Source organism: Streptomyces sp. NPDC020490, assembly GCF_044335305.1.
GTDB lineage: Bacteria > Actinomycetota > Actinomycetes > Streptomycetales > Streptomycetaceae > Streptomyces.
This window is the reverse complement of record NZ_JBIRUY010000035.1, coordinates 24,560-49,499: the sequence shown is the minus strand read 5'-3', so window position 1 is coordinate 49,499 and position 24,940 is coordinate 24,560. Positions and strand designations below refer to the sequence as shown.

At 72.4% G+C, this 24,940-nt stretch carries 25 protein-coding genes and 1 pseudogene; 15 read left to right on the top strand and 11 right to left on the bottom strand.

Annotated features, from left to right (window positions below):
- Positions 1-24: 24 nt before the first annotated feature.
- Positions 25-1,056, top strand: a complete 1,032-nt coding sequence (locus tag ACH4ZX_RS30590) for an MBL fold metallo-hydrolase (protein ID WP_398279738.1) — start codon at positions 25-27, stop codon at positions 1,054-1,056.
- Between the two features lie 21 nt (positions 1,057-1,077).
- Here the strand turns inward: ACH4ZX_RS30590 and ACH4ZX_RS30585 are convergent, their stop codons facing one another.
- Positions 1,078-1,542 (bottom strand): GNAT family N-acetyltransferase, encoded by a 465-nt coding sequence (locus tag ACH4ZX_RS30585; protein ID WP_398279735.1) that lies wholly within the window; start codon positions 1,540-1,542, stop codon positions 1,078-1,080.
- A gap of 63 nt (positions 1,543-1,605) precedes the next feature.
- The gene (locus ACH4ZX_RS30580) at positions 1,606-2,205 is read right to left on the bottom strand and encodes a gamma carbonic anhydrase family protein (RefSeq protein ID WP_398279732.1); all 600 of its coding nucleotides are present in this window, start codon (positions 2,203-2,205) and stop codon (positions 1,606-1,608) included.
- A gap of 221 nt (positions 2,206-2,426) precedes the next feature.
- On the opposite strand from ACH4ZX_RS30580, the pseudogene ACH4ZX_RS30575 reads away from it, so the two are divergent.
- The 3 genes and pseudogenes from ACH4ZX_RS30575 to ACH4ZX_RS30565 form a co-directional block, all read left to right on the top strand.
- Positions 2,427-2,638, top strand: a pseudogene (locus ACH4ZX_RS30575) (nucleotidyltransferase domain-containing protein); the annotation flags it as partial.
- Positions 2,639-2,792: 154 nt separating this feature from the next.
- Entirely contained in the window at positions 2,793-4,739 is a 1,947-nt protein-coding gene (locus tag ACH4ZX_RS30570; RefSeq protein ID WP_398279729.1) for an FUSC family protein, read from the top strand.
- A gap of 144 nt (positions 4,740-4,883) precedes the next feature.
- On the top strand, positions 4,884-5,069 hold the full coding sequence (locus ACH4ZX_RS30565) for a hypothetical protein (protein ID WP_324783632.1): 186 nt from the start codon (positions 4,884-4,886) through the stop codon (positions 5,067-5,069).
- A 165-nt stretch (positions 5,070-5,234) separates the two neighbouring features.
- Here the strand turns inward: ACH4ZX_RS30565 and ACH4ZX_RS30560 are convergent, their stop codons facing one another.
- Together ACH4ZX_RS30560 and ACH4ZX_RS30555 are read right to left on the bottom strand one after the other, a co-directional pair.
- Complete coding sequence (locus ACH4ZX_RS30560) at positions 5,235-5,675, bottom strand: hypothetical protein (RefSeq protein WP_398279726.1); 441 nt, start codon at positions 5,673-5,675, stop codon at positions 5,235-5,237.
- Positions 5,666-6,289, bottom strand: coding sequence for an ATP-binding protein (locus ACH4ZX_RS30555; RefSeq protein WP_398279723.1), 624 nt, complete (start codon positions 6,287-6,289; stop codon positions 5,666-5,668). Before ACH4ZX_RS30555 ends, ACH4ZX_RS30560 begins: the two co-directional genes overlap by 10 nt.
- Positions 6,290-6,490: 201 nt before the next feature.
- Between ACH4ZX_RS30555 and ACH4ZX_RS30550 the strand changes: the two genes are divergently transcribed.
- From ACH4ZX_RS30550 to ACH4ZX_RS30540, 3 genes are all read left to right on the top strand, one after another.
- The gene (locus ACH4ZX_RS30550) at positions 6,491-7,351 is read left to right on the top strand and encodes a helix-turn-helix domain-containing protein (RefSeq protein WP_398279720.1); all 861 of its coding nucleotides are present in this window, start codon (positions 6,491-6,493) and stop codon (positions 7,349-7,351) included.
- On the top strand, positions 7,352-7,606 hold the full coding sequence (locus tag ACH4ZX_RS30545; protein ID WP_324783627.1) for a DUF397 domain-containing protein: 255 nt from the start codon (positions 7,352-7,354) through the stop codon (positions 7,604-7,606). It abuts the gene before it with no gap.
- Between the two features lie 99 nt (positions 7,607-7,705).
- Entirely contained in the window at positions 7,706-8,515 is an 810-nt protein-coding gene (locus ACH4ZX_RS30540; RefSeq protein ID WP_398279716.1) for an SAM-dependent methyltransferase, read from the top strand.
- Between the two features lie 228 nt (positions 8,516-8,743).
- Here ACH4ZX_RS30540 and ACH4ZX_RS30535 read toward each other — a convergent pair whose 3' ends face one another.
- Together ACH4ZX_RS30535 and ACH4ZX_RS30530 are read right to left on the bottom strand one after the other, a co-directional pair.
- Entirely contained in the window at positions 8,744-10,231 is a 1,488-nt protein-coding gene (locus ACH4ZX_RS30535) for a glutamate synthase subunit beta (protein WP_398279713.1), read from the bottom strand.
- 187 nt (positions 10,232-10,418) lie between these two features.
- A complete protein-coding gene (locus ACH4ZX_RS30530; RefSeq protein ID WP_398279711.1) occupies positions 10,419-10,898 on the bottom strand; it encodes a DUF1772 domain-containing protein in 480 nt (159 codons plus the stop codon).
- 199 nt (positions 10,899-11,097) lie between these two features.
- On the opposite strand from ACH4ZX_RS30530, the gene ACH4ZX_RS30525 reads away from it, so the two are divergent.
- Together ACH4ZX_RS30525 and ACH4ZX_RS30520 are read left to right on the top strand one after the other, a co-directional pair.
- Positions 11,098-11,739 carry a uridine kinase gene (locus ACH4ZX_RS30525; RefSeq protein WP_398279708.1) on the top strand — a complete coding sequence of 214 codons (642 nt, stop codon included), beginning with the start codon at positions 11,098-11,100 and terminating at the stop codon, positions 11,737-11,739.
- 124 nt (positions 11,740-11,863) lie between these two features.
- A complete protein-coding gene (locus ACH4ZX_RS30520) occupies positions 11,864-12,292 on the top strand; it encodes a CBS domain-containing protein (protein ID WP_398279705.1) in 429 nt (142 codons plus the stop codon).
- A 10-nt stretch (positions 12,293-12,302) separates the two neighbouring features.
- On the opposite strand, the gene ACH4ZX_RS30515 is transcribed toward ACH4ZX_RS30520, so the two are convergent.
- A complete protein-coding gene (locus ACH4ZX_RS30515) occupies positions 12,303-13,430 on the bottom strand; it encodes a magnesium and cobalt transport protein CorA (RefSeq protein ID WP_398279702.1) in 1,128 nt (375 codons plus the stop codon).
- Between the two features lie 395 nt (positions 13,431-13,825).
- Here ACH4ZX_RS30515 and ACH4ZX_RS30510 point away from each other — a divergent pair, with 395 nt between their 5' ends.
- The gene (locus tag ACH4ZX_RS30510) at positions 13,826-14,620 is read left to right on the top strand and encodes a methyltransferase (protein ID WP_398279699.1); all 795 of its coding nucleotides are present in this window, start codon (positions 13,826-13,828) and stop codon (positions 14,618-14,620) included.
- Positions 14,621-14,697: 77 nt separating this feature from the next.
- Here the strand turns inward: ACH4ZX_RS30510 and ACH4ZX_RS30505 are convergent, their stop codons facing one another.
- Together ACH4ZX_RS30505 and ACH4ZX_RS30500 are read right to left on the bottom strand one after the other, a co-directional pair.
- Entirely contained in the window at positions 14,698-15,588 is an 891-nt protein-coding gene (locus ACH4ZX_RS30505; protein WP_398279889.1) for a carbohydrate kinase family protein, read from the bottom strand.
- 104 nt (positions 15,589-15,692) lie between these two features.
- The gene (locus ACH4ZX_RS30500) at positions 15,693-16,598 is read right to left on the bottom strand and encodes a pseudouridine-5'-phosphate glycosidase (RefSeq protein WP_398279886.1); all 906 of its coding nucleotides are present in this window, start codon (positions 16,596-16,598) and stop codon (positions 15,693-15,695) included.
- Between the two features lie 102 nt (positions 16,599-16,700).
- Between ACH4ZX_RS30500 and ACH4ZX_RS30495 the strand changes: the two genes are divergently transcribed.
- Complete coding sequence (locus ACH4ZX_RS30495; protein WP_398279696.1) at positions 16,701-17,129, top strand: VOC family protein; 429 nt, start codon at positions 16,701-16,703, stop codon at positions 17,127-17,129.
- Positions 17,130-17,207: 78 nt separating this feature from the next.
- On the opposite strand, the gene ACH4ZX_RS30490 is transcribed toward ACH4ZX_RS30495, so the two are convergent.
- Together ACH4ZX_RS30490 and ACH4ZX_RS30485 are read right to left on the bottom strand one after the other, a co-directional pair.
- Positions 17,208-17,765 (bottom strand): methylated-DNA--[protein]-cysteine S-methyltransferase, encoded by a 558-nt coding sequence (locus ACH4ZX_RS30490; RefSeq protein ID WP_398279693.1) that lies wholly within the window; start codon positions 17,763-17,765, stop codon positions 17,208-17,210.
- A 70-nt stretch (positions 17,766-17,835) separates the two neighbouring features.
- On the bottom strand, positions 17,836-18,711 hold the full coding sequence (locus tag ACH4ZX_RS30485) for a glycerophosphodiester phosphodiesterase (protein ID WP_398279690.1): 876 nt from the start codon (positions 18,709-18,711) through the stop codon (positions 17,836-17,838).
- Between the two features lie 289 nt (positions 18,712-19,000).
- Here ACH4ZX_RS30485 and ACH4ZX_RS30480 point away from each other — a divergent pair, with 289 nt between their 5' ends.
- The 4 genes from ACH4ZX_RS30480 (at position 19,001) to ACH4ZX_RS30465 (ending at position 24,874) form a co-directional block, all read left to right on the top strand.
- Positions 19,001-19,870 carry an MHYT domain-containing protein gene (locus ACH4ZX_RS30480; protein ID WP_398279687.1) on the top strand — a complete coding sequence of 290 codons (870 nt, stop codon included), beginning with the start codon at positions 19,001-19,003 and terminating at the stop codon, positions 19,868-19,870.
- Positions 19,871-19,910: 40 nt separating this feature from the next.
- Positions 19,911-22,067 (top strand): excinuclease ABC subunit UvrB, encoded by a 2,157-nt coding sequence (uvrB, locus tag ACH4ZX_RS30475; RefSeq protein WP_398279684.1) that lies wholly within the window; start codon positions 19,911-19,913, stop codon positions 22,065-22,067.
- 164 nt (positions 22,068-22,231) lie between these two features.
- A complete protein-coding gene (locus ACH4ZX_RS30470) occupies positions 22,232-22,810 on the top strand; it encodes a TerD family protein (protein WP_360744591.1) in 579 nt (192 codons plus the stop codon).
- A gap of 57 nt (positions 22,811-22,867) precedes the next feature.
- Positions 22,868-24,874: a TerD family protein gene (locus tag ACH4ZX_RS30465; RefSeq protein ID WP_398279681.1), complete on the top strand. Its 2,007-nt coding sequence runs from the start codon at positions 22,868-22,870 to the stop codon at positions 24,872-24,874.
- Positions 24,875-24,940 lie beyond the last annotated feature (66 nt).

Genomic DNA, 24,940 nt, shown 5'->3' with positions numbered 1-24,940 from the left:
CGTTCCTTCACGACAATGACCGGCATGAACCTTCCTGACGGACTCATCCCCCTGGCCGACGGGCTCCATCTGTGGGCCCCCGGGCACACCGGCACCTGGGGCTTCGCGAACTGCCTGCTCATCACCTCCGGCCGGCAGGCCGCCCTGGTCGACACCCCCTACGACCGGCCGATGACCGAGGCGCTGATCGCGGCGGCCGGGCGGGTGCTGCCGGACGGCGCGGCCGTGGAGACGATCGTCAACACGCACGTCAACGGCGACCACACCTTCGGCAACGGCTGCTTCCCCGGCGCCGAGATCATCGCCACCCGGGCCGCCGCCGAACACGTCTGCCGCGAACCGTCGCCGGCGCAGATGCACTTCCTCACCCACGGCACACCGGCCGACGAGCCCCTCGGCTGGTACGCCCGCGAGCACTTCGGCCGCTACCGGTACGAGGACGTCGAGGCGGTCCCGCCCACCCGCACCTTCAGCGGCCGGCACGAACTGCGCGTGGGCGGCGTCGAGGCCGAGCTGATCGAGGTCGGCCCGGCGCACTCGGCCGGCGACCTCGTCGTCCACCTGCCCGCGCAGCGCACCGTCTGCGCCGGGGACGTCCTCTTCCACGGCGACCACCCGGTCCACTGGAACGGTCCCCTCGCCGGGGTCGCCGCCGCCTGCGAGACGATCCTCGGCCTGGACCCCGAAACCGTGGTCCCCGGACACGGCCCGGTCATGAGCCCGCAGGACGTTCGCGACCAACTCGCCTATCTGCGCGGACTCGAGGAACTCGTGCACGCCCGTCACGCGGCCGGCCTCACCGCGGCCGAGGCCGCCGCCGACATCATCGCCACCGGCTACCACGACCACCTCGGCCTGCCGGAACGGATCGTGATCCTGACCGCCGTCGAGTACCGCCACCTCGACGGCGACACCGGCGAACCGGACCTCGTCCAGCTCGCCGCGCGGGCCGCCGACTGGGCCTACCGCCACCGGGGCCCGGGAGGCCCGGGAGCGTCCCGCCCCTTCGTGCCGACCCCGGCGGAGGGGACGGCGGCGGCAGCGGCCGGGGACTGACGTGTCCGGCCGGCGGTGCGCTCAGGGACGCCAGACGTAGCGCACGTCCGGCTCGCGCTCCTCGTTGCCGCTGCCGTCCGTGTACTCGACGGCGACGAAGCCGTGGCGTTCGTAGAACCGGTGGGCGGGCTTGTTCACCTGGAAGGTCCACAGGCTGAGCCCGCCGGGACTGCGTTCCTTGGCGAGTGCGACGAACCGGTCCCCGAGACCCCGCCCGCGCCAGTCGGGGCGGAGGTAGAGCTGCGACAACTCGTCGCCGGCGAGCACCATCACGCCGACGATCCCCGCTCCGGCGTCCGCCGCCACCCACGTCTCCCGCAGCGGCACGACCACCTCCCGGAAGTGGTCGCGCACCTCGTCGTCGGAGCGCGGGCTGACGACCGTCGGCAGCGCGGCACGGAAGGACCGCAGCCAGACGTCTGCGGCGGCCGAGGCGTCGGCGGCCACGGCCCGGCGCAGAGTGACGGCGGACGATACGGAGGTCAAGAGCGGATCCTTTCGGCTGTTGCCGGGTGCCGGTTGCCAGTTGCTGGCTATGAAGGTCAGTTGTCAGTCGTCGAGGAGACGGTCGTCGGAGTGGGCGCCGTAGAACTCGCTCTGGCGCGCCATGAGGTCCCGCATGGAGGTGCCGCGCGGCACGCCGTACACCGTGCCGGGGAAGTCCAGCTCCTGCTGCACGGCCCACAGTTCGTCGTGCTGTCCGGGAGCGAAGAGCCGGGCCGTCGGCGCCCCGGCCGCGATCCATCCGATGGGTACCACGGTGCCGGGCGGCAGCACGGAGTTGACCTGCAGCACGCTGTTGATCCGCAACTCGCAGCCGGCGCCGGCCACCGCCCCCGGGAAGACCGAGGCACCGGTGGCCACGAAGACCTCGTCCTCGATGGACGCTCCGTTGACGTGTGCGTGCGGACCGACGAGCACGGCGTCGCCGATGACGGCGGGGTGCCCGGCCCGCCCGCGCACCAGGGCGTTCTCCATGACCACGACGTCCGAGCCGATGCGGACCTCCCCGTCCTCGGCGCTGAGCACGGCCCCGTGGAGCACTCGGGTCCGCTCGCCGAGGACGACGGCGCCGCACAGAACGGCCGTCGGGGCGACGTACGCGGAGTCGGGGACGACGGGGCGCTGTCCACGGTGCTCGATCAACATATGGCTCTCCTGCGCTGCTCACGAGGGGTTCGGACGGCGGACGTCCTGCCGATCGTCCGCCGTGCACGCCGGGCGCGCATCCCCATATCGGGCAGGGTGCCGGCGCGGCCCGCGGGTCGGCGACGACGGCCGGCGGAAATCCGTTCGACGCCCCGCACCCGCGGACGCTACCAATCCGACGGATCCGCGTAGCCGGGCGCCGCCCGAGCCGCGTTCCCGCGGTCCGCGCCGTCGGCTGGGAGGGCGAGGTCTGCGAGGCCGGTGCCTGGGGCGGCGGAGTCTTCAGCGGGAAGGACGCTTCCGGGTGGAGCCGTTGCTGTTCCACCTCGCCGGCGTCCCGGCGTACCTCGTCGTCGCCGAACTGGCCGTCAACCGGGTGCCGCGCGGTGAACTGCCGCGCCCCGCGGCGTACCCGCCGGCCCTGCCGCGGAGCCGTTGCCGTTGCCGTTGCGGGGAAAACGTCACATCACCGAAATGCCCGCGTTCCGTCTTTCCCGCGTGTCCGATCTATCGTGGGCACCACATCTCTTCCGCCCGGCCACCGTCGCCCGAAGGCACACCCCCGCCCTCGTCCGGACAGGAGCCCCGTGTCGCGCCCCGTCGCCGTTCCGCCCTGGCTCGCCCACGCCCTCCGTGCCCAGCGCGGCCCCGTCCCCTGGAACGCGGTCACGCGGGGAGCCCTGTCCGCCGGGCCCCTCCTCGCCGGCGCCGTGCTGCTCGGCCGTACCTCGCTCGGTGTCGTCGCCGCCATCGCCGCCATGCTCGCCGGGATCAACGACCGGCCGGGCAGCCGCCGGGCGGCCGTGCACAGGATCGGTGGGCCGGCGCTCGCCGGGGCGGGCGGGCTGCTCGTCGGGACGTATGCCGGGGACCATGCCGGGGCCGTGGCGCTGACCTTCCTGCTCGCCGGTCTCGGGCTGCTGGCCGGCGGGGTGAGCGCCGTGGGTCCCGTCGCCTCCGGGGCCGGTACCCAACTGCTCGTCGCCTCCGCCGTCGGGGCCGGGATGCCGCTGCCCGACAGCGGACCGGCCAGGGCGCTGGCCTTCCTCGCCGGCGCCGGATGGCTGCTCGGCCTGCGGCTGCTCCTGCCCACGCCCGGCTCGCTCGCGGGCGACTTCCGGTTCGACGGCGAGCGGGCCGCCGTGGCCGCCGTGTACGACGCCGTCGCCGACCTGCTCGACGCCGTCGGCGGTGACGACGCCCTCGTCCGGCGCGCCGCGCTCACCGCCGCCCTCGATCACGCGCAGGACGCGCTCGCCGGGCCCCGGCTGCGGCGGTACGCGTCCTCCTCCGCCGAGCGGCGGCTGCACGCGCAGTACGCCGCGGCGCTGCCGCTCGCCGAGGCGGCGACCGCGCTCGCGTGGGCCGGGGACGCCGTCGCCGGCCGGGCCTCCGAAGGGCCCCGGCGGCTCGCCGCCGCCGTACGCGGCAACACCCCCACCGGGCCGCTGCCCGCGCCCCACCGGTCCGCGCCCGCCCTGCGCGCCCTCGACGACGCCCTGCTGCACGCCGCCGACGCCTTCGACCGGGGCCGGCCGAGCGACCTGCACACCCGGCGGCGCACCGCCGGGGAACTCCTGCGCGTGGCCCACGGCGCCGGCGGCCGGGAGTACGGCCTGCGTGTCGCCCTGTGCTTCGGGGCCGGCGCCGCCGTCGCCCAGGCGCTGCACCACGCCCGCTGGCACGGGCAGCACCAGCACTGGTACTGGCTGCCCGCCACCGCCGTCTTCCTCGTCAAGCCCGACCTCGGACCGCTCGTGTCGAGGGTGCTGTGCAGGGCGGCCGGGACCGTGCTGGGTGCCGTCGTCTTCGCCGGGTTCGCCGCCGTGCTCCCACGGCCGGGAGGGCTCGTCGCGCTGGTCGCCGTCAGCGGGGCCCTCATTCCCGTCGCCACGCGTCACTTCGCCGCGCAGACCGCCGTGGTCACCGTCCTCGTCCTGGCCCTGGTGATGGTCGGCGGCGAGCCGCAGGCCTCCGTCAGCCGGATCGGGGAGACCCTGCTGGCGTGCGCGATCGTGCTCGTCGTCGGGCACTTGCCGATGCCGGGGCAGCGGGGCGGAGCGGTACGGGCCCGTCTGGCGGCGGCGAGCGCGGCCGCGCAGGCCTACCTCAACCAGGTGCTCGGTGAGTCCGCCGACCGCGCGGAGCGCTGGACGCTCCGCCGCGAGGCCTACCGCACGCTAGCCGAGGCCCGTGCGGCCATCGCCCTCGCCGCCGCCGAACTGCCCCCTCTCGCCCGGCACTCGGCGGGCGCGGACCAGATCGTCGCGACCCTGGAACGGCTCGTGGACACGACCACCGCCTGCGCCGTCCACCTCGACGACTCGGGCCGCCTCTCACCCCGGCATGCGCGGCAGCTCGCCGAACTGGTCGAGGAGTTCGGGCAGGGGCGCGGACCGGTGGGCCTGTCACTGCCCGAGCTGCCCGTCGCCGGCCTCCCGGGGCACGCGCCGGTCCTGGCCACGTCCTCGCAGGCGCCGTGCGCCGCAGACCACGGAGAGTCACAGCGAGTAGGGGATCGGAACGGCAAGTGACAATGATCGTCGCAGAGTGATCACGTCCTCACACTCCGCGCGGAACAAGTGTCAAGTACGTCTCAGTCCCGCAACCGGGCGGGGCTTTCCGGCTGTCCAGGGCGTTAACTCCTACAAGCTACGACGCTTTACTGGAGGTGCAGGGTGGTGAACGGGCGAACAGTGCTCGAACGCTTTCCCGCGGGCGGGCCGCGAGGATCGTGGCCCGCGGAGGAGTTCGCGCACGCGCGGCGTCAGGAAGGTCTGCCCGCCGAGGTTGTCATGGACCTCGCGACCGACACGTTCCTGGTGATCGTCCGCACCGGCGAGGCCGCCGACGCGACGGCCTGAGGGTCGGCCCGCCTCCGGGCGGGCACCCGGCCGCTAACCGCTCCGCCCACAGGCCGCTGTAGCTCCGCCTGGGTGCGGCCGTTTCGGATGCGGCCAGCCGGGAAGCAGCCGCCTCGGGTGCGGCCACCCGTCGGCCGGGGCCTCGGTCTCACGGGCCGGGTGAAGCTAGGCGGTCACCGAACGGGACCACGTCGGGGTCGTGCCCGTCACCCGGCACAGCGCCAGGTACAGCGGGATCGGCGGGGTGTACGGCAGCGTGCCGTCCGGCTTGTGGATGAGGCCGGGGACCGCCGGGGCGTCCGGAACGACCGCCCCGGCGGCGTACTCGGCGGGCGCGGGCCACTCCAGCGCGTAGTCCGAGTCGGAGGGCACGATCCACCACCAGTGCGTCTCGTCGGCGTAGACGCACCCCACCCGGGGCAGCCGGGGCAGCACCAGGGGGCCGAGGCGGGCGGGCACCGACACCGCGTCGCAGCCCAGCGGAGCCGTCATGCCCTCCGGCACGGGCAGCCGCCGGGGCGTGCCCGGCGAGTGCAGCCCGCGCTGCAGGCGGACCAGCGTGTCCAGGCTCAGCACCTGACCGCCGGACGCAGCCCTCACGCCCATGCGCCCCCCGTCCCGTACCGCGATTCAGGTTCGTCCTCGTCGCCCGGCCCGTCGACCGGACCGGGCTTGGGCCGGGCTCCCCAGCCCAGGTCGTTGCACGGCCCGCAGTCGTGCCGGGGCTCGTCGGCCTTGCGCGGCAGTTCCGCCCAGACCAGCAACCCCGGGCCGTGCTCCTGGGCGCCCCAGGCGCGACAGAGCGAGTCGATGAGGAGCAGTCCCCTCCCGTGCTCCTCCTCGGGCCGCGCCCGCGCCGGATGGGGCTCACCAGGAGTGCAGCCCTGGTCGCGCACGGCTATGCGCACCAGGTCGTCGCCGTCGTGCAGCTCGCAGACTATGTGCCTGCTCGCGGTGTGCACGACGGCGTTGGTGACCAGTTCGGAGATCACCAGGGCCGCCGTGTCGCAGACGTCCTCGCACACCGACCAGCCGTTCAGCCAGGCCCTGGCCAGGCGTCTGGCCTGCGCGGGAGAGCCTGGATGTGCGGCCAGCTCGAAGCGGAACCGGCGCTCGGCGGCGGCCCGGTCAGGGGTCACCCCCGTGGTGGCGCCGAGACCGACCTGGCGGTCTGCGGCAGCGTCTGTTCCTAAGGGCGCGGACGGAATCACGCTTGCCACTATCTCCCCGGCGTGAACACTTGGCAAGTGTCACTATGAAAAATGCAGAGTGCGGTGTGACGTTGTGGACGGTCGTGGCACACTGCTCGCAACAGCACCTCGAACGGCGCCAGTTGGGATCAACGGGGATCCGCACAGATCTTCGAATGGGTCTTCGAATGGCGCCGTCGGGCTGTCAGGATTCATTCGTGGAGGTGGAGCGTGAGCGAGCCGCGGTCCGCGCCGACGGTCGGTCAGGTCGTCCTCGGTCGCCGTCTGCTGGACCTGCGGGAACGTGCCGGACTCAAGCGCGAGGAGGCCGCCCGTGTCCTGCGTGTCGCGCCGGCCACCGTCCGCCGCATGGAGATGGCCGAGGTCGGTCTCAAGATCCCGTACCTCCAACTGCTGCTGAAGTCCTACGGCGTCTCCGACGAGGAGGCCGAAGCCTTCGTCCAGCTCGCCGAGGAGGCCAACAAGCCCGGCTGGTGGCAACGTTTCCACGACATCCTGCCCGGCTGGTTCTCGATGTACGTCAGCCTGGAGGGCGCGGCGAGCCTCATCCGCTCCTACGACCCGCACTTCGTCCCCGGCCTGCTGCAGACCGAGGACTACGCCCGCGCCGTCATGTGCTCGGGTGCCGTCGGCCAGACCCAGCCCGAGGACATCGAGCGCCACGTCGCGCTGCGCATACAACGCCAGGAACTGCTCACCCGTCAGGACGCGCCCCACTTCTGGGCCGTGTTCGATGAGACCGCACTGCGCCGCCCCGCCGGCGGCCCGGAGGTGATGCGTGCTCAGATCGACAGACTGCTCGAGGCCACGAAGCTGCCCAACGTGACCCTGCAGGTCGCGCCGTTCGCGAACGGGCCGCATCCCGGCACGTTCGGGCCCTTCGTGCTGTTCCGATTTGCCATGTCAGAACTGCCGGACATGGTCTACAGCGAGTACCTGACCGGCGCCGTCTACCTCGACGCGCGCGCCGAGGTGGCGACCCACCTCGAGGTCATGGACCGCATGGCGGCGCAGGCCGCTACGGCACATCGCACGAAGGAGATCCTCCGGGATATCCGCAAGGAGCTGTGAATGGAACGCATCAAGCCACGCAAACACGTCTACAACGGCATGCCCGCACGGGAGCTGGGCAGCGAGGGCTGGCACAAACCGTGGAGCGGCGGCAACGGCGGCAACTGCCTGGAGGCGATGAAGCTCGCCGACGGCCGGATCGCCGTCCGCCAGTCGACCGACCCGGACGGGCCCGCGCTGATCTACACCACCGACGAGATGACCGCCTTCATCGAGGGCGCCAAGGCGGGTGAGGCCGACTTCCTGCTCTCCTGAGCCATGTTTTCAGCCGATTGTGTTCATCGACCCCCCTCCCACCGGCACTGAGTTGATCATTGATTACGTCAATTGCGGCATAAGTCAACGGAGTTCCTCATGACCGGGCACCAGCAGCCTTTCGTCCGGATCGACACGAGCAGACCCCATCCCGCGCGGATGTACGACTGGTATCTCGGCGGAAAGGACAACTACCCCGTCGACGAGGCCATGGGCCGCCAGATGCTCGCCCTCGACCCGCGCGTGCCGGTGATGGCGCGGGTCAACCGGGCGTTCATGCACCGGGCCACCCGCTGGCTCGCCCGGAACGGGGTACGGCAGTTCCTGGACATCGGTACCGGCATCCCGACCGAGCCGAACCTCCACCAGATCGCCCAGGAGACCGCCCCCGACGCCCGCGTCGTCTACTGCGACAACGACCCGATCGTCCTCGCCCACGCCGCCGCCCTGCTGCGCGGCACGGACGAGGGCGTGACGGAGTACCTCCAGGCCGACGCACGCGATCCGGACGCCATCCTGGACGGGGCGCGGAAGATCCTCGACCTCACCCGGCCCGTCGCCCTCTCGCTCATCGCGCTGCTGCACTTCGTCCCCGACGAGGACGGCGCCTACGGGCTGGTCGGCCGGCTGCTGTCCGAACTGCCCTCCGGCAGCTACCTGGTCCTCAGTCACGCCACCGCCGACTTCACCCCCGAGGAGTCCAAGGCGGCCACCGAGAAGCTGAAGGCGGCCGGCGTCACCCTGGCGCTGCGCTCCCGCGAGGAGTTCACCCGTTTCTTCGACGGCCTCGAACTCGTCGAGCCCGGAGTCGAGGTGCCCCAGAACTGGCACCCCGAACTGGGCGACCCGGTCCCCGGCCAGGACGACGGGGTGATCCCCGGCTACGGGGCGGTGGCCCGCAAGCCTTAGCCGCGGTTGCCGGCGGCCGACCCTGGCCGCTGCTCTCTGCAGCAGGCTCTGGCCGCCGCTATAGGCAGCAAGCCTTGACCGGCCGGACGGCTCCCGCCCCAGCTCCCGCTCCCCGCGTCGGCGGCGCGGGAGCGGAGCGCCTCACCCGCGGGCGGGAGCACCCCGCATGGCCGTCGCATGGCCGTCGCATGGCCGTCGCGTGGCTGTCGCGTGGCCGCCGCGCGGGCGTCACACGGCCATCGGCCGGTCGTACGGGGAGATCGGCGCCGGCAGCCGCGAACTGCCCGTGAGATACCGGTCGACGGCCGCCGCCACCGCCCGTCCCTCCGCGATCGCCCAGACGATCAGCGACTGCCCGCGCGCCGCGTCCCCGGCCGCGAACACTCCCGGCCGGTTCGTCGCGAACCCGGCGTCCCGCGCGATCGTCCCGCGCGGCTCCGTCGTGAGCCCCAGCTGGTCGATGAGCCCGTCACCCCGGTCGGGCCCGGAGAAACCGAGGGCCAGCAGCACGAGATCGGCGGGAAGGGAACGCCCGGTGCCCGGCAGCGGGCGTCGCGTCGCGTCCACCTCGACCAGGTGCAGCGACCGGACGTGCCCGCCCGCGTCCCCGGTGAACCGGAGCGTGGACGCCGCGAACAGCCGCGCGTCCACGTCCGCCGCGGGCGCCGTGCGAAGATCACGGGCCTCCTCGTGCGCGGGCGACAGCCGGTACACCTTCGGGTACGTCGGCCACGGCTCGGTGTCCTCGTCGCGCTCGGTCCCCGGCCGGCCGTAGATGTCCAACTGCGTCACCGACGCGGCGCCCTCGCGCACCGCCGTCCCCAGACAGTCCGCCCCCGTGTCGCCGCCGCCGACGATGACCACGTGCTTCCCGGCGGCGGACATCGGGGAGACCTCCAGATCCCCCTCGCACACCCGGTTGGCCAGCGGCAGGTACTGCATCGCCTGGTGGACGCCGGCCAGCTCCCGTCCCGGCACGGGAAGTTCACGCCACGCCGTCGCTCCGGTGGCGATCACGACCGCGTCGTACCGGGCGCGCAGTTCCGCGGCCGCCACGTCCCGCCCGACCGCCGTGGACGTGCGGAATCCGGTCCCCTCGGCCCGCATCTGCTCGATGCGCCGGTCCACACGGTGCTTCTCCATCTTGAACGCCGGTATGCCGTACCGCATCAGCCCGCCGAGCCGGTCGTCCTTCTCGTACACCGCGACCGTGTGCCCCGCGCGGGTCAGCTGCTGCGCCGCGGCCAGCCCGGTGGGCCCCGATCCGATCACCGCGACCGTCCGCCCCGACAGCCGCTCCGGCGGGCTCGGCGGCGCGAGTCCGTCCGCCCAGGCCCGGTCGGCGATGGCGCACTCGACGTTCTTGATGGTGACCGCGGGCTGGTTGATCGCGAGCACGCATCCCGCCTCGCACGGGGCGGGACACAACCGGCCGGTGAACTCGGGGAAGTTGTTGGTGGCGTGCAGCCGTTCCGCGGCCACGCGCCAGTCGTCGCGGCTGACCAGGTCGTTCCACTCGGGGATCAGGTTGCCGAGCGGGCAGGCGTCGTGGCAGAACGGCACCCCGCAGTCCATGCAGCGGTCGGCCTGCCGGCTGATGATGGGCAGCAGAGCACCGGGGACGTAGACCTCGTTCCAGTCCCGGACCCGCTCCGCGACGGGCCGGCGGGGCCACTCCCGGCGAGGCGTGGTGAGGAAACCCTTGGGATCGGCCATGGCCGTCTTCCTTGCGTCCGCGTACGACAGGGCGTGCGTCATCGGGCGGCGCTCTCTGCGGCCACGATACGACCCCCCGGCCGGGCGCGCAGAGGGCGTGACGGTACTTTCCGAGGCGCTCCTCGGCGCTCCTCGGCGCTCCTCACCGAGGCGCTCCTGCCGAGGTCGGGCCGGGCCGGACAAGGCTTCAGGTGAGCGCCAGCACGTACGCCACCGCCGTGCCGGCCGAGGCGATCATCCGCACGTGGTTCCACCTCGTCCACTCGCGCACGTACGACGGCCAGTACGCGGCCGCCTCCGGCGTCTCCGGGTCCAGCCCGAGCAGTGTGTCGTTGCGCGGCACGTTCGCGACCATGGTCACCCCGAACGAGCCGAGCAGAAACAGCGCGCTGCCCACCAGCAGCTCCACCGTCCCGTCGTCCGGCCACAGCACGAACGTCACCACGGCGATCACCGAGCACAGCACCGCCGATCCGACGAACACGACCATGAACGCCGGTGTCACCGCCGTCACGTTGATCGCGTTCATCGCGGCGACGCCCTGCGCCGGCGGCAGCGCGGCGAGACCTCGCATCACGAAGGTCGAGAAGGCACAGAAGACCCCGGCCACCAGAGCGGTCCCGAGCACCCCCAACACCGTCAGCAGGTAATACGGACCGTCGATCATCAGCGTCAACTCCCCTGTCCGGCCGGGACCTCTCCCGGCGCGTCGCCTCACCACCAGTGCATTCCCACACGGGACCCGCGACCATGGAAGGGCCGGAGAAGACGGCCCCCGGTGTGACCCGGCGGCCGCATGCGGCCGTTCCCCGTACGGCCGGGCAGTCCGAGGCCCGCCACCCGTTCCGCTCCGCGTCTGACGCATCATGGCCGGTGTGCGACTCGAAGCGATCACCTGGGACCGGCTCGGCGACATCCTGGCCGAGCGCCTGCTCGATCTGGAACCGGCCGACGGCAGCCCCTGGCCGCGCATCGCCTTCGACGGCGCCCCCGCGGCCCGCCCGGGAGACCTCGCCGAGCGCGTCGCCGAGGCACTGCGCACGCTCGGCCGCCCCTCGCTGGTCGTCGGCACGGAGGGCTTCCTGCGTCCGGCCTCGCTCCGCCTCGAACACGGCCGGCAGGACGTGGACGCCTACTACGACGGCTGGTTCGACACCGGCGCCCTGTGGCGTGAGGTGTTCGGCCCCCTGGAACCCGGCGGCGACGGGCGGGTCCTGCCCGATCTGCGGGATCCGGCCACCGACCGCGCCACCCGCAGCCCGTACGTCCGACTCCGGCCCGGCTCTTGCCTGTTGCTGCATGGTCCGCTCCTGCTGCGCCACTGGTTCCCCTTCGACCTGACCGTGCACCTCCGCCTCTCGCCCGGCGCCCTGCGCCGCCGCACCCCCGAGACCGACCACTGGACGCTTCCCGCCTACGAGCGCTACGAGGCCGAGACCGACCCGGCCGGCACCGCCGACGTGCTGATACGCGCCGACGACCCACGCCACCCGGCCTGGAGCGGGTGACGCACGGCCCCGGTCCCCGCCCGGCTCCGGATGCGCCCGTTCCGTTGCGCGGCGAGAATGAATGTCGCCGGGACAAGCGGTGCGTCCCGTGCCGCGCCGGCCGTCCGGTACCAGGAGGTACTCCATGACCACCGCCGGAGACATCATGCACCGGGGAGCCCAGTGGATCCCCGCCCACGAGACGCTGGACCGGGCGGCCCAGCTCATGCGCGAGCTGAACGTCGGCGCCCTGCCCATCAGCGACGAGAACGAACGGCTCTGCGGCATCCTCACCGACCGTGACATCGTCGTCGGCTGCGTGGCCATGGGGCACGACCCGGCCAGGACCACCGCCGGCGAGATGGCCCACGGCACCCCGCGCTGGATCGACGCGGGGGCCGACATCTCCGACGTCCTGCGTGAGATGAAGGACCACCAGATCCGCAGGCTTCCCGTCATCGAGAACAAGCGGCTGGTCGGCATGATCAGCGAAGCGGACCTCGCCAGGCACCTGCCGGAGAACCAGATCGCCGACTGGGCCGAGAGCGTCTACGCCCGGAGCGGGGCGCGCTGACCCCGCCCGATCACAGCCAGCCGTTGCGCCGGAAACCGCGGTACAGCACCAGGCACGCGACGGATATCACCGCTATGACCAGCGGATATCCGAACCTCCAGTGCAACTCGGGCATGTGGTCGAAGTTCATGCCGTAGAGACCGCAGACCATCGTCGGCACGGCGATCACCGCGGCCCATGCCGTGATCTTGCGCATGTCCTCGTTCTGCGCGACCGTGACCTGGGCCAGGTGCGCCTGCAGGATCGAGTTCAGCAGCTCGTCGAAGGAGGCGATCTGTTCCTTGGCCCGTATGAGATGGTCGAGGACGTCCCGGAAGTAGGCCTGGATCTCCGGGTCCACCACCCGTATCGGCCGGGTCGCGAGGTCCTCGATCGGCCGCCCGAGCGGAACCACGGCCCGCTTCAGCTCCAGCAGCTCCCGCTTCAACTGGTAGATGCGTCCGGGATCGGCCCGCGCGCCGTTCTCCGCGAACACGTCCGTCTCGACCTGGTCGATGTCCTCGTGGACCGCGGCGGTGACGCTCAGGTAGTCGTCGACCACGTGGTCCGCGACCGCGTGCAGCACCGCCGCCGGCCCCTTGGCGAGTTTCTGGGGGTCGGCCTCCAGTTCCTCGCGCAGCGGGCCCAGCGAGCCGTGGCGTCCGTGCCGCACCGTGATCACGAAGTCCTCGCCGACGAACAGCATGATCTCGCCGGTGTCCACCACCTCGCTCGTCGCCGTCAGTTCCTCGTGCTCGACGTAGCAGACCGTCTTCAGCACCGCGAACAGCGTCTCCCCGTAGCGCTCCAGCTTCGGGCGCTGATGGGCCTCGACCGCGTCCTCCACGGCCAGGGGATGCAGGTCGAACAGCTCGGCGATGCCCGCGAACTCCTGGTCCGTCGGCTCGTGCAGGCCCAGCCACACGAAGCCGTGACGGCTTCTGCGTACCCGCTCCACCGCCTCGACGACGTCCTCGCCCCCGGAGGTCCGGGCGCCGTCCCGGTACGTCACGCAGTTCACCACCGAGGACCCCAGTGGGGACCGGGCCGGGTGGCTCAGGTCGACGCGGGGGCGCCGCCTGGCGAGCCGTGCCACCTTGCGGAGGCCGCCGACCTTGCTGAGACGCGTGACCTTCCGCAGGTTCCCCGCCATCGACATCTGGATCTCCTCGCGTGCAACTCCTCGGGCTTGACGCTCTGTTCGTGCGGTGCGCCGTGGGCCGTGCTCCGGTGACGCGTCGCGTTCCTGCCCCGTGGCGCGCCAGTCTGCCAGTTTCCGGCGAACCGTGGGCGAGCCTGTGGGAACTCGGCGTTCCGCTTTGTTCCCTCCTGTGGAGGAAGGGGGCCGGGTGGTGCGGACGCCGGTCGCCCGCGCTCGACGCGGTGTCGCACCGCCCGGCGGGACATCGCCTCACTTCGGCGGGACATCGCCCCGACGGCGCATCGCCCGACCCCGGCGGGACATCGCCCCGACCGCGTATCGGACCGTGCCTCGCGCCGAAGGGGCAGTGCCTCGACCTGCCGGACAAGCAGGACAACTGGGATGATCGCACCATGATGCGATCCGACGGATACCTTCTCGACAACCGGCAGTCCGAGGCGGGCGAGCGCTTCGACGCCTTCGCTTCCCTCTTCGATCCCACGACCTTCCGGCACCTCGCCGAATGCGGTGTCGGACCCGGATGGCGCTGCTGGGAGGTCGGGGCCGGCGGCACGTCCGTGGTGTCCTGGCTGGCCAAGAAGGTCGGGCCGACCGGCAAGGTCGTCGCCACCGACATCGACACCTCGCGCGTCGCCTCCGTCGCCCGGCCCCCGGTCGACGTCCGGGTCCACGACGTCGGCGCCGAGGAGCCGCCGGGGGAGGGGTTCGACCTGGTGCACGCCAGGCTCGTCCTCGTCCACGTCCCCGACCGCGAACGGGCACTGCGCTCGATGGTCAAGGCCCTGCGCCCCGGCGGCCGCCTCCTCGTCGAGGACGCCGACCCCGCCCTCCAGCCACAGCTCTGCCCCGACGAGCACGGCCCCGAACAGCACCTCGCCAACCGGCTGCGGCACGGATTCCGCCGGCTGCTGGCCGACAGCGGAGCCGACCTCTCCTACGGCCGCAAGCTGCCGCGACTGTTGCGTGAGGCCGGTCTGCGGCAGGTCGAGGCCGACGCGTACTTCCCGGTCTCCTCGCCGGCCTGCGCCGCCCTGGAATCGGCCACGATCCGGCAGGTCCGCGACCGCCTCGTCGCCGCGGGCCTCGCCACGGACGAGGACATCGACCGCCACCTGGCGAACGTCGCGTCCGCAGGCATGGACCTGGCGACCGCCCCGTTGATCTCGGCGTGGGGACGCAAGCCGTAGCCGGGCCGGAGCGTCCTCGGTCCACCTACCGGGTCTCCGGTCTCGGGTCTTCCGTCTCGTCGGCCCGTGCCCCGCGCTCACTCCCCGGCCGTCGGCCTCCCGCCCACCCGTTCCACGGCGCGCGCCCCCGCCCGGCAGCCCTCCCGCGCCGCGTGTTCCGGGCCGGCGCCCGTGAGCAGGGCCGCGAGGAACGCGCCGGTGAAGGCGTCACCGGCTCCCGTCGTGTCCCTGGGCGTCGCCGCGACGGCCGGCACCCGGGCGCACAGTTCGCCGGACCGGGCCACCAGCGCGCCGTCCGCGCCCTGCTTGGCGACCACGAGCGGGACGTGCCGGCTCAGCTTCACCGCCGCGTCCTCCGGATCGGGCAGCCCGGTGAGCAGGCAGGCCTCGTCCCGGCTCGGCAGCAGGACGTCCACCTCCTCGACGAGCCGCAGGAAACGGTCGACGCCCAACCGGGTGAGAAAGCCCGCCGACGCCGGGTCCAGGCTCACCGGCACACCACGCGCGCGTGCCGACCGCAGGGCCGCCGCCACCAGCGCCCGGCTCGGTTCGGAGAACAGCAGGTAGCCCGACAGATGCAGTCGCGCGACCCCGTCGAGCAGCGCGTCGGACCAGTCATCGGGATCGAGCCGCAACGAGGCGCCGCTGTCGGTGAGGAAGGTCCGCTCGGCCGCGTCACCGGTGTCCACCAGACAGATCACCGTCCCCGTCGGCGCCCGAGGATCGACGACGAGGCGGGGGCGCACCCCGCAGGCGACCAGCTCACGCTCGTGCCACGCGGCCGACTCCCGGCCCACCCGGCCCAGCAGCCGTACCTCCGGGCAGCCCCAATGCGCCGCCCAGCAGGCCACGTTGGCACCCGCGCCACCCGGCACCGTCCGGATCGCCGCGGCCGTGTCCGTTCCCGGCGCGAGCGGACCCCAATGCCGGGCGACGACGTCCGTGATCACATCCCCGACCACCAGCAGCGCACCGGATCCCGGGCCATGGACGCCGGCCGCGCCGCTCTCGCCGCCTGCCTCCGCTCCGCCTGCCTCCGCTCCGCCCGGCTCCGCGCCGCCCGGCTCCGCAGTCACGCCCCGGCCCAGGCCGCCGCGATCCGCGACGCCAGCCGTACGTTGCCGCGCACCGCCGCCAGATTGGCGCTCAGCGAGGCGCCGTCGGTGTGCCGCACCAGGTAGTCCAGCAGGAACGGCGTGACCGCCTGACCGGTGACACCCTCGGTCTCGCACGCGTGCAGCGCGTCGGCGAGCACACGCGCGTGCAGCCCCGGGTCCAGCTGCTCCGCCTCCGGCACGGGGTTGGCGACGATCAGCGCCGACTCGGGCCCGCCGAGCGCGTCCTGCGCCCTCATCACGCCGGCGACCTGATCGGGCGACTCCAGCGTCCAGTCCACCGGATGGCCCGAGTCCGACAGGTAGAAGCCGGGGAAGCGGTCCGTGCCGTAGCCCGCCACGGCGACGCCCAGCGTCTCCAGCCGCTGCAGGGTCGCCGGCACGTCCAGGATCGACTTCACGCCCGCGCACACCACCGTGATCCGGGTGCGCGCCAGCAGCCCCAGATCGGCCGACTCGTCCTGCGTCACCGTCCACTCCCGGTGCACCCCGCCGAGCCCGCCCGTCGCGAACACCCGCACGCCCGCCAGGGCCGCGAGCAGCGCGGTCGCCGACACCGTGGTCGCCCCGCTCGCACCGGAGGCCAGCGCGAGCGGAAGGTCGCGGTGGCCCAGCTTGCGGATGCCGTCCTCGTTCGCGATCCGCTCCAACTGGTCCTTGGCGAGGCCGATATGGGGCCGCCCGTCCAGCACCGCGATCGTCGCCGGTACGGCACCCTCGCTCCGTACGACCTCCTCCAGCTCCCGTGCCACCTGCAGGTTGCGCGGGCGCGGCAGGCCGTGCGCGATGATCGTGGATTCCAGGGCCACCACGGGGCGACGCGCGTCGACCGCCTCCCGCACTTCTTCCGACACCACCAGCACCACGTGCCCGCCTCCTGTCAGTCGGTCTTCCCTCATCTCTGGCGGGCGGCACCCCCGGTCAAACCCTTGCGGCCCGTCGCTGAGGGGCCCAGCCTGGGACGCATGACGGACAACACGGCACGTCTGGACCACGTCGTCCTGTGGGTGCGCGACCCGGTCGCCTCAGCCGGTTTCTACGAGAAGGCGGTCGGACTCGAGCCCCTCAGGGTCACCGAGTTCGCCGCCGGTACGACGTCCTTCCCCTCCGTACGGCTCAACGACGAGACCATCTTCGACCTCGCACCGCTCACCATGGCGGAGGAGATGAACATGGTCCCCGGGGCCGCCGACAGCGCCGGTCACCCCGTCAACCACGTCTGCGTGTCCCTCCTCGGCCCCGACTTCGAGGCGCTCCGCACCCGCCTGGAGGAACACGGCGTCCCCATGTCCGACATCTCGCACGGCGCCTACGGCGCCCGCGGGATGGCCAGGCGCAGCTTCTACTTCCGCGACCCGGACGGCAACGTCTTCGAGGCCCGGCACTACGACTAGCGGCACGGGGCCGCGTGTGCGCGGCCCCTGTCCGGCTCGGTCCGCTGGGCGGCGCAGGTACCGTCGCCAGGCCTCCCGTCAGAACAGCGGTTCGGGGAGCACCCCTTCCAGCGCGAGCAGCTTCCGCTTGGCCTCCAGGCCGCCGCCGAAGCCGCCGATGCCTCCGTCGCTCTCGACGACCCGGTGGCAGGGCACCACGACCGGCAGCGGGTTGGACCCCATCGCCGCCCCCACCGCCTGGCTCGCGCCGGGCTGGCCGACCCGCCGGGCCAGATCCCCGTAGCCGACGACCTGGCCGAACGGCACGCCGGTCGCCAGCTCACGCAGCACCTGCCGGTTGAAGCCGGAGATCAGCGACCAGTCCAGCGGCAGCTCGAAAGCGCGCCGCTCGCCCGCGAAGTACGCCCCGACCTGCCGTATCGCCTCGGTCAGCAGTGGCGAGCCGGGAGCCTCGACGGGCTCGCCGCCCAACCGGGACGCGAGGCGCCCCAGCGCCCTGTCCCGCACCGCGTCGGTGGCGTGGAACACGACGTTGACCAGGCCCTCGGGGGTCGCGGCCAGCAGCAGCGGACCGATCCCGGTGTCGACGACGGCCCACACGATCCGCTGCTCGTACTGCTGCCCATGGCTGTCCATGCGTCCCACCGTACGGCCCGCCACTGACAACGCCGTGCGAGCAGCGGCCGGGCGGCTTCCCGCGGAGGCCTCAGGGGGCTTGCAACGCGGCCCGCACCAGGTCGGGCTTGTTCGTGATGACGCCGTCGACGCCGTATCCGGCGGCCCGGCGGGCGGTGTTCACGTCGTCTACGGTCCAGATGAACACGGACAGCGGGCTGCCGTGCGGTCCGGTGAGCGCGTGGACGGCGGAGACGTAGCCCGCCGAGACCGAGGCGTACGAGGGATTGATCCCGTCGGTGAAGGCCGCGTACGCGGGCAGGTCGGACACGGCGGGCGTCCCGAGCAGGGCCGTCCGGACGCCCGGCTCAAGGTCGTGGACGATCCGCAGACTGCCGGCGCTGAAGCTCTGCACCACCAGCCGGGCGGCCAGGTGCCGGTGGTCGAGCCAGCCCTCGTTGCCGAGGACCTTCAGCGTCTGGCGCTCGATGCCGGGGTACAGCTCGGGGCTCTTGATCTCCAGCAGCAGGCTCTGCCGGTGCACTCCGACACGGCGCAGGTACTGCTCCAGCGTCGGCACGCGCGTGCCCGCGTACGCGGGACCGAACCAGCTCCCCGCGTCCAGCCGAGCGATCTCGGCCGCGGTGAAGTCCTTCACCTTCCAGGGCGCCCGCCCGGGAAAGACCTGCTCGGCGTCGGTCGTGCGCCGCAGGCTGTCGTCGTGGATCACGACGAGTTCCCCGTCCTTGGTGCGCTGGACGTCGTTCTCGACCCAGGAAACGCCCAGCAGGGCCGCCGCGTCGACGGCGGGCAGCGTGTTCTCGGGCGCGTAGGCGGAGGCGCCCCGGTGGGCGACGACCACGGGCGCCGCGCCGACGTCGCCGGCCCGGGCGTCGGACGTGGGAAACAGGAGGGCGACGGCCCCCAGGAGCGCGGTGGTCAGGGCGACTACGGCGCGCACGTGCATGCGTACTCCTCGCGTCGAGCGGTCGGCGGGATCACGGACAGCTCAACTGTGACAGCATCGCGTAACCGGCGGCGGGGCGCAGAACGGCCACACGGCGAAGGGAGCCGCCCAACTCCGCTCACCGGTGGCGCACAACTGGGTCAGGCGCGTGTTTCTTTGCCGGAAAATCGTTCGACCATTCAGGTGGGGGTCATACTCTCTGCGTCAGCCCTGCACCGCTCGGGCGGTACTGGGAGGGGGGCGCTTTCCACGGATTCCGGACGCAAAGAGGGCGGAAGGGCAGCCGCGCATGCAGGGCACGGTCGACGGATTCAGCTACGGGCTCGTCACACCACTGGTGGGTTTCCTCATGGCCTGCCTGGGCGGTGCGCTCGGCCTGCGCTGCACGACCCGGTCCATGCTCGTGGCGCGCTCCTGGCGCGCCGGCTGGCTCGCCCTCGGCTCCGCCGCGATCGGCTCCGGCATCTGGACGATGCACTTCGTCGCGATGATGGGGTTCGCGGTGAAAGGGGCGGCCATCCACTACGACAGACCCCTGACCTACGCCAGTCTCGGCGTCGCCGTCCTCATGGTGGGCATCGGGATCTTCATCGTCGGCTACCGGGGCGCCAAGGGCGCGGCCCTGTTCACCGGGGGCACCGTCACCGGCCTCGGCATCGCCTCGATGCACTACCTGGGCATGGCCGGCATGCAGCTGAACGGCAAGTTCGAGTACAATACCCTCACCGTCGCCGTCTCCGTCGTCATAGCGATGGCCGCCGCCACCGCCGCCCTGTGGGCCGCCGCACAGGTCAGGGGGTTCCTGTGGAGCGTCGGCGCGAGTCTCGTCATGGGGCTGGCCGTCAGCGGCATGCACTACACCGGCATGGCGGCCCTCAGCGTCCACCTCCACGGCCCCGCCGGCTCCTCCACGGGGGACTCGCCGGCCGGGCTGCTCGCCCCCATGCTGATCGGCCCGCTCGTCTTCCTGCTGCTCGCCGGCGTGATCGTGGTGTTCGACCCGCTGATGGTCATGGGCAAACCGGCCCGGTCCCCGGCCGAGCACAAGCCGGGGGTCCCGGCCCGTCCGGCCGCGCAGCACCCGGCCCGCCGTCCGCCGCACCGCCCCGGCCGGCAGCAGCCGGGCCGCCGCGGCTCCCGGACCCCGCAAAGCCGCTGATCCCGCCGCATTGTCAGTGGCGGGTCGTACGGTGGACAGCATGCGGCCCGTTTCCCAGATCGAACGCACGGTGGCGCCCTTCGAGGTCGTCAGCCCCTACCAGCCGAGCGGCGACCAGCCGCAGGCCATCGCCGAGCTCGCCCGGCGCATCGAAGCGGGCGAGAGGAACGTCGTCCTGCTCGGCGCGACCGGCACCGGCAAGTCCGCGACCACCGCGTGGATGATAGAGAAGCTCCAGCGCCCCACCCTGGTGATGGCGCCGAACAAGACGCTGGCCGCCCAGCTGGCGAACGAGTTCCGCGAGCTCCTGCCCAACAACGCCGTCGAGTACTTCGTCTCGTACTACGACTACTACCAGCCCGAGGCATACGTCCCGCAGTCGGACACCTACATCGAGAAGGACTCCTCGATCAACGAGGAGGTCGAGCGCCTGCGCCACTCCGCGACCAACTCGCTGCTCACCCGCCGCGACGTCGTCGTGGTCGCCTCGGTGTCCTGCATCTACGGCCTCGGCACGCCGCAGGAGTACGTCGACCGCATGGTCCCGCTCAGGGTCGGCGACGAGATCGACCGTGACCAGCTGCTGCGCCGCTTCGTGGACATCCAGTACACGCGCAACGACATGGCGTTCACCCGCGGCACCTTCCGGGTGCGCGGCGACACCATCGAGATCTTCCCGGTCTACGAGGAGCTCGCCGTCCGCATCGAGATGTTCGGCGACGAGATCGAGGCACTCTCCACCCTCCACCCGATCACCGGCGAGATCATCAGCGACGACCGGCAGCTGTACGTCTTCCCGGCCTCCCACTACGTCGCGGGCCCCGAGCGCATGGAGCGGGCCGTCAACGACATCGAGAAGGAGCTGGGGGAGCGGCTGGCCGGCCTGGAGAAGCAGGGCAAGCTCCTGGAGGCCCAGCGGCTGCGGATGCGGACGACCTACGACCTCGAGATGCTCCGCCAGATCGGCACCTGCTCCGGCGTGGAGAACTACTCGATGCACTTCGACGGCCGCTCGCCCGGGTCCCCGCCCAACACCCTGCTGGACTACTTCCCGGACGACTTCCTGCTGGTCATCGACGAGTCGCACAACACGGTCCCGCAGATCGGCGCCATGTACGAAGGCGACGCCTCCCGCAAGCGCACCCTCGTCGACCACGGCTTCCGCCTGCCCTCCGCCCTCGACAACCGCCCCCTGAAGTGGGAGGAGTTCCAGGAGCGGGTCGGGCAGACCGTCTACCTGTCGGCCACGCCCGGCACCTACGAGCTCTCCCGCGCGGACGGCGTCGTCGAGCAGATCATCCGCCCCACCGGCCTCGTCGACCCGGAAGTCGTCGTCAAGCCCACCGAGGGCCAGATCGACGACCTGGTGCACGAGATCCGCACGCGGGCCGAGAAGGACGAGCGCGTCCTGGTCACCACGCTCACCAAGAAGATGGCCGAGGACCTCACGGACTACTTCCTCGAGCTCGGCATCCAGGTGCGCTACCTGCACAGCGACATCGACACGCTGCGCCGCGTGGAACTGCTGCGCGAGCTGCGCTCCGGCGAGTTCGACGTCCTGGTCGGCATCAACCTCCTGCGCGAGGGCCTCGACCTGCCCGAGGTCTCCCTGGTGGCGATCCTGGACGCCGACAAGGAGGGGTTCCTGCGTTCCGGCACCTCCCTCATCCAGACCATCGGCCGCGCCGCGCGCAATGTCTCCGGCCAGGTCCACATGTACGCCGACAAGATCACACCGGCGATGGAGCGGGCCATCGAGGAGACCAACCGCCGGCGCGAGAAGCAGATCGCGTACAACAAGGAGCGGGGCATCGACCCCCAGCCACTGCGCAAGAAGATCAACGACATCGTGGCGCAGATCGCCCGCGAGGACGTCGACACCGAGCAACTGCTCGGCTCGGGCTACCGCAAGACCAAGGACGGCAAGGGCGCCAAGGCCCCCGTGCCCTCCCTCGGCAAGGCGGCCGGCGCCGGCGCGGCCGGCACCAAGGCGGCCAAGGCGGCCAAGGGCAAGGCCAGGCAGACGGTGCCGACCGACCGTCCCGCGGCCGATCTCGCCGAGCAGATCGAGGAGCTGACGGAGCGTATGCGCGCCGCCGCCGCGGACCTTCAGTTCGAGATCGCCGCCCGGCTGCGCGACGAAGTCTCCGAGATGAAGAAGGAACTGCGTCAGATGAAGGAGGCGGGCCTGGCCTGACCGGCCGTCGGCACGCTTCTTCCGGGCCCCGTCCGCACGCGCTGTGTTTCAAGACCGACACAAAGTACGGGCCGGGGTACGGCACTGTCAGTGGCCCTGCGTAGGGTGCTCATCAACCGCGGATTCCGCGGCAACAGGGGAAAGCACGAGAGGGGAATCAGCGCGTGACCGTCAACATGACCAAGGGTCAGGCCATTAGTCTGCAGAAGAACGACGGAGGCAGCCTGTCCGCGGTCCGTATGGGTCTCGGCTGGCAGGCGGCTCCCCGGCGCGGCCTGTTCGGTTCGCGCACCCGGGAGATCGACCTGGACGCCTCCGCCGTCCTGTTCGCGGACAAGCAGCCGGTCGACGTCGTCTTCTTCCGCCACCTGGTGAGCGACGACGGCTCGGTCCGCCACACCGGCGACAACCTCGTCGGCGGCGCCGGCCAGGGCGGCGACGACGAGTCCATCCTCGTCGACCTGCAGCGCGTCCCGGTCCACATCGACCAGATCGTCTTCACCGTGAACTCCTTCACGGGGCAGACCTTCCAGGAGGTGCAGAACGCGTTCTGCCGCCTGGTCGACGAGACCAACGGCCAGGAGCTCGCCCGCTACACGCTCGCGGGTGGCGGCGCCTACACCGCCCAGGTCATGGCGAAGGTGCACCGCGCGGGCGCGGGCTGGACCATGACGGCCCTCGGCAACCCGGCCAACGGCCGCACGTTCCAGGACCTGATGCCGGCGATCCTGCCGCTTCTCTAGCGGGACCGGCGAGCGGCACACGACACGACACACCAGCGACACAGGGGGACGAAGGCGATGACGGCCGAGCTGGTGCGGGGGCAGAACCACCCGCTTACCCAGGTCCGTCTCGAGGTCCGGGTCTCGGCCGGCAAGCCGATCGTGGCGGCTGCCACGCTCAGCGACGAGAACGGCAAGATCCGCGGCGTCGAATGGGTGGCCCATCCGGGCGCACCCACCCTGCCCGGTCTGGAGGTCTCCCGGCAGGCGGCCGCCGACCACCGTCTCGCGGTCGACCTGGACGCCATGCCGGAGGCCGTGCATCGCGTCAGTGTGCTGCTCGCCCTGCCCATGGGAGTCGGCGGCCCGGTCCGGTTCGGCGCCGTCGCCGCCCCCTTCGTCGCGGTCACCGGCCTCGACGGCACCGAGGTCGCCAGCTATACGATCACCGGCCTGGAGGCCGAGTCGGCGGTCGTCGCCCTGGAGCTCTACCGCAGGCAGGGCGCCTGGAAGGTGCGCGCCGTCGGCCAGGGGTACGCCGGCGGCCTCGCCGAGCTCTTCACCGACCAGGGCCTGGCCGAGGCCCAGCAGCTGGCGACCGGCATCAACGAGGCGGTGGCACAGGGCCTGGCCCGCTCGGTGCAGGCGCCGCAGGCGCGTACCGCGGACGGCGGCCGCAGCCGCCAGGCGACCGCACCGGCGCACGGTCCCGACCAGGGCGGTCCCGTGCCCCGGACAACCCCGGGTCACGCGGCCCCCGACGCCGCGTCCCCGTACGCGACGCAGGGTGCGCAGTCCGGTCCTTCGGCGGGTCCGGCGGATCCCTCCGCCGGCCCCCAGCCGTCCGCGCCCACCGCGGGTGGCCCGATCGACTACAGCCACCCGGGCCGGCACACCGGCGCCCCGCCGCCGCCCCCGCCGACCGCACCCCCGGCCCAGCCGGGCCGGCCCGCGCAGCCCGTGGCGGGCGACGCGACCGGCTGGTCCATGGACGAGCGGCTCTACAACCAGGTCTGGGGCATGTTCGAGGACCTGGCCCGCTCCACGGCGGCCTACCGCAGCGCGGTCGACTTCGCCGACTCCCGCATGGAGAAGGAACTCGACCAGGTCCTGTCCGACCCCCGCAGCAGGATCGGCGGGCAGGGCGACGCCGCGCGGGAGGCGGCCCGGGCGAAGCACACCCAGCTCGTCGACCAGGCCCGGCAGGCACTCGACCGGGACCTCGCCCAGCTCGGCGCCGAGGCCGACGTCGTGGAGCCGGCGCTGCCGCCGGCGTACGCGCGCTGGGACAACCCCGTCTGGCACGCCTACCAGGTGCCGATGGAGATCCCGATGGCCGTGCGCCTGGGCGACCTCTACCTGCCGGAGAGCGACCCGCTGCGCATCCCGATGCTGGTCCGCCTGCCGCTCGAACGCGGACTGTGGATCGACAGCGGGCGTGTCGGAATGCTCGACGAAACCTTCGCCGACGCCCACGACCTGCGGCGCCTCGGGATGGAGACCGCGGTGGCGCTCGCCGCGCGGCTGCTCGCCGTCTACCCGGCGGGCGAGTTCACCGTGCACGTCATCGACCCGGCGGGGTCGGCGGCGCAGCAGCTCGTACCGCTGGTGCAGAACAGCGTGCTCGCGGGCCCGCCCGCCCTGGGCGCCGCGGGGGTCTCGGACGTCCTGGCGCGGCTGACACAGCGCGTCGACCTGGTGCAGATGGCCATGCGCGGCGGCGCGGCCGACTCGCTGCCGCACGACCTGGACACGGCCGAGCAGCTGCTGATCGTCAACGACTTCCCGCACGGCTTCGACGACCGGGCCGTGAACCAGCTGCGCTACCTGGCGGACGAGGGACCGGCCGTCGGCGTCCATCTGATGATGATCGCGGACCGCGAGGAGGCCGCCGGATACGGCCCCTTGCTCGACCCGCTGTGGCGTTCGCTGCTGCGACTCACCCCGGTGCCCGACGACCACCTCGCCGACCCGTGGGTGGGCCACGCCTGGACCTACGAGCCGACCCTCGTGCCGCCGCACAGCCAGGTGCTGAACCAGGTTCTCGCGCAGGTCGCACAGGCCCGCCGCGAGTGGAAACGGTGACCGTCGAAGCGAGCGTCAAGCCTGAGTAAAGCTCTCTGAGCTGCGTCTTTGGAATTTTCTTTACCG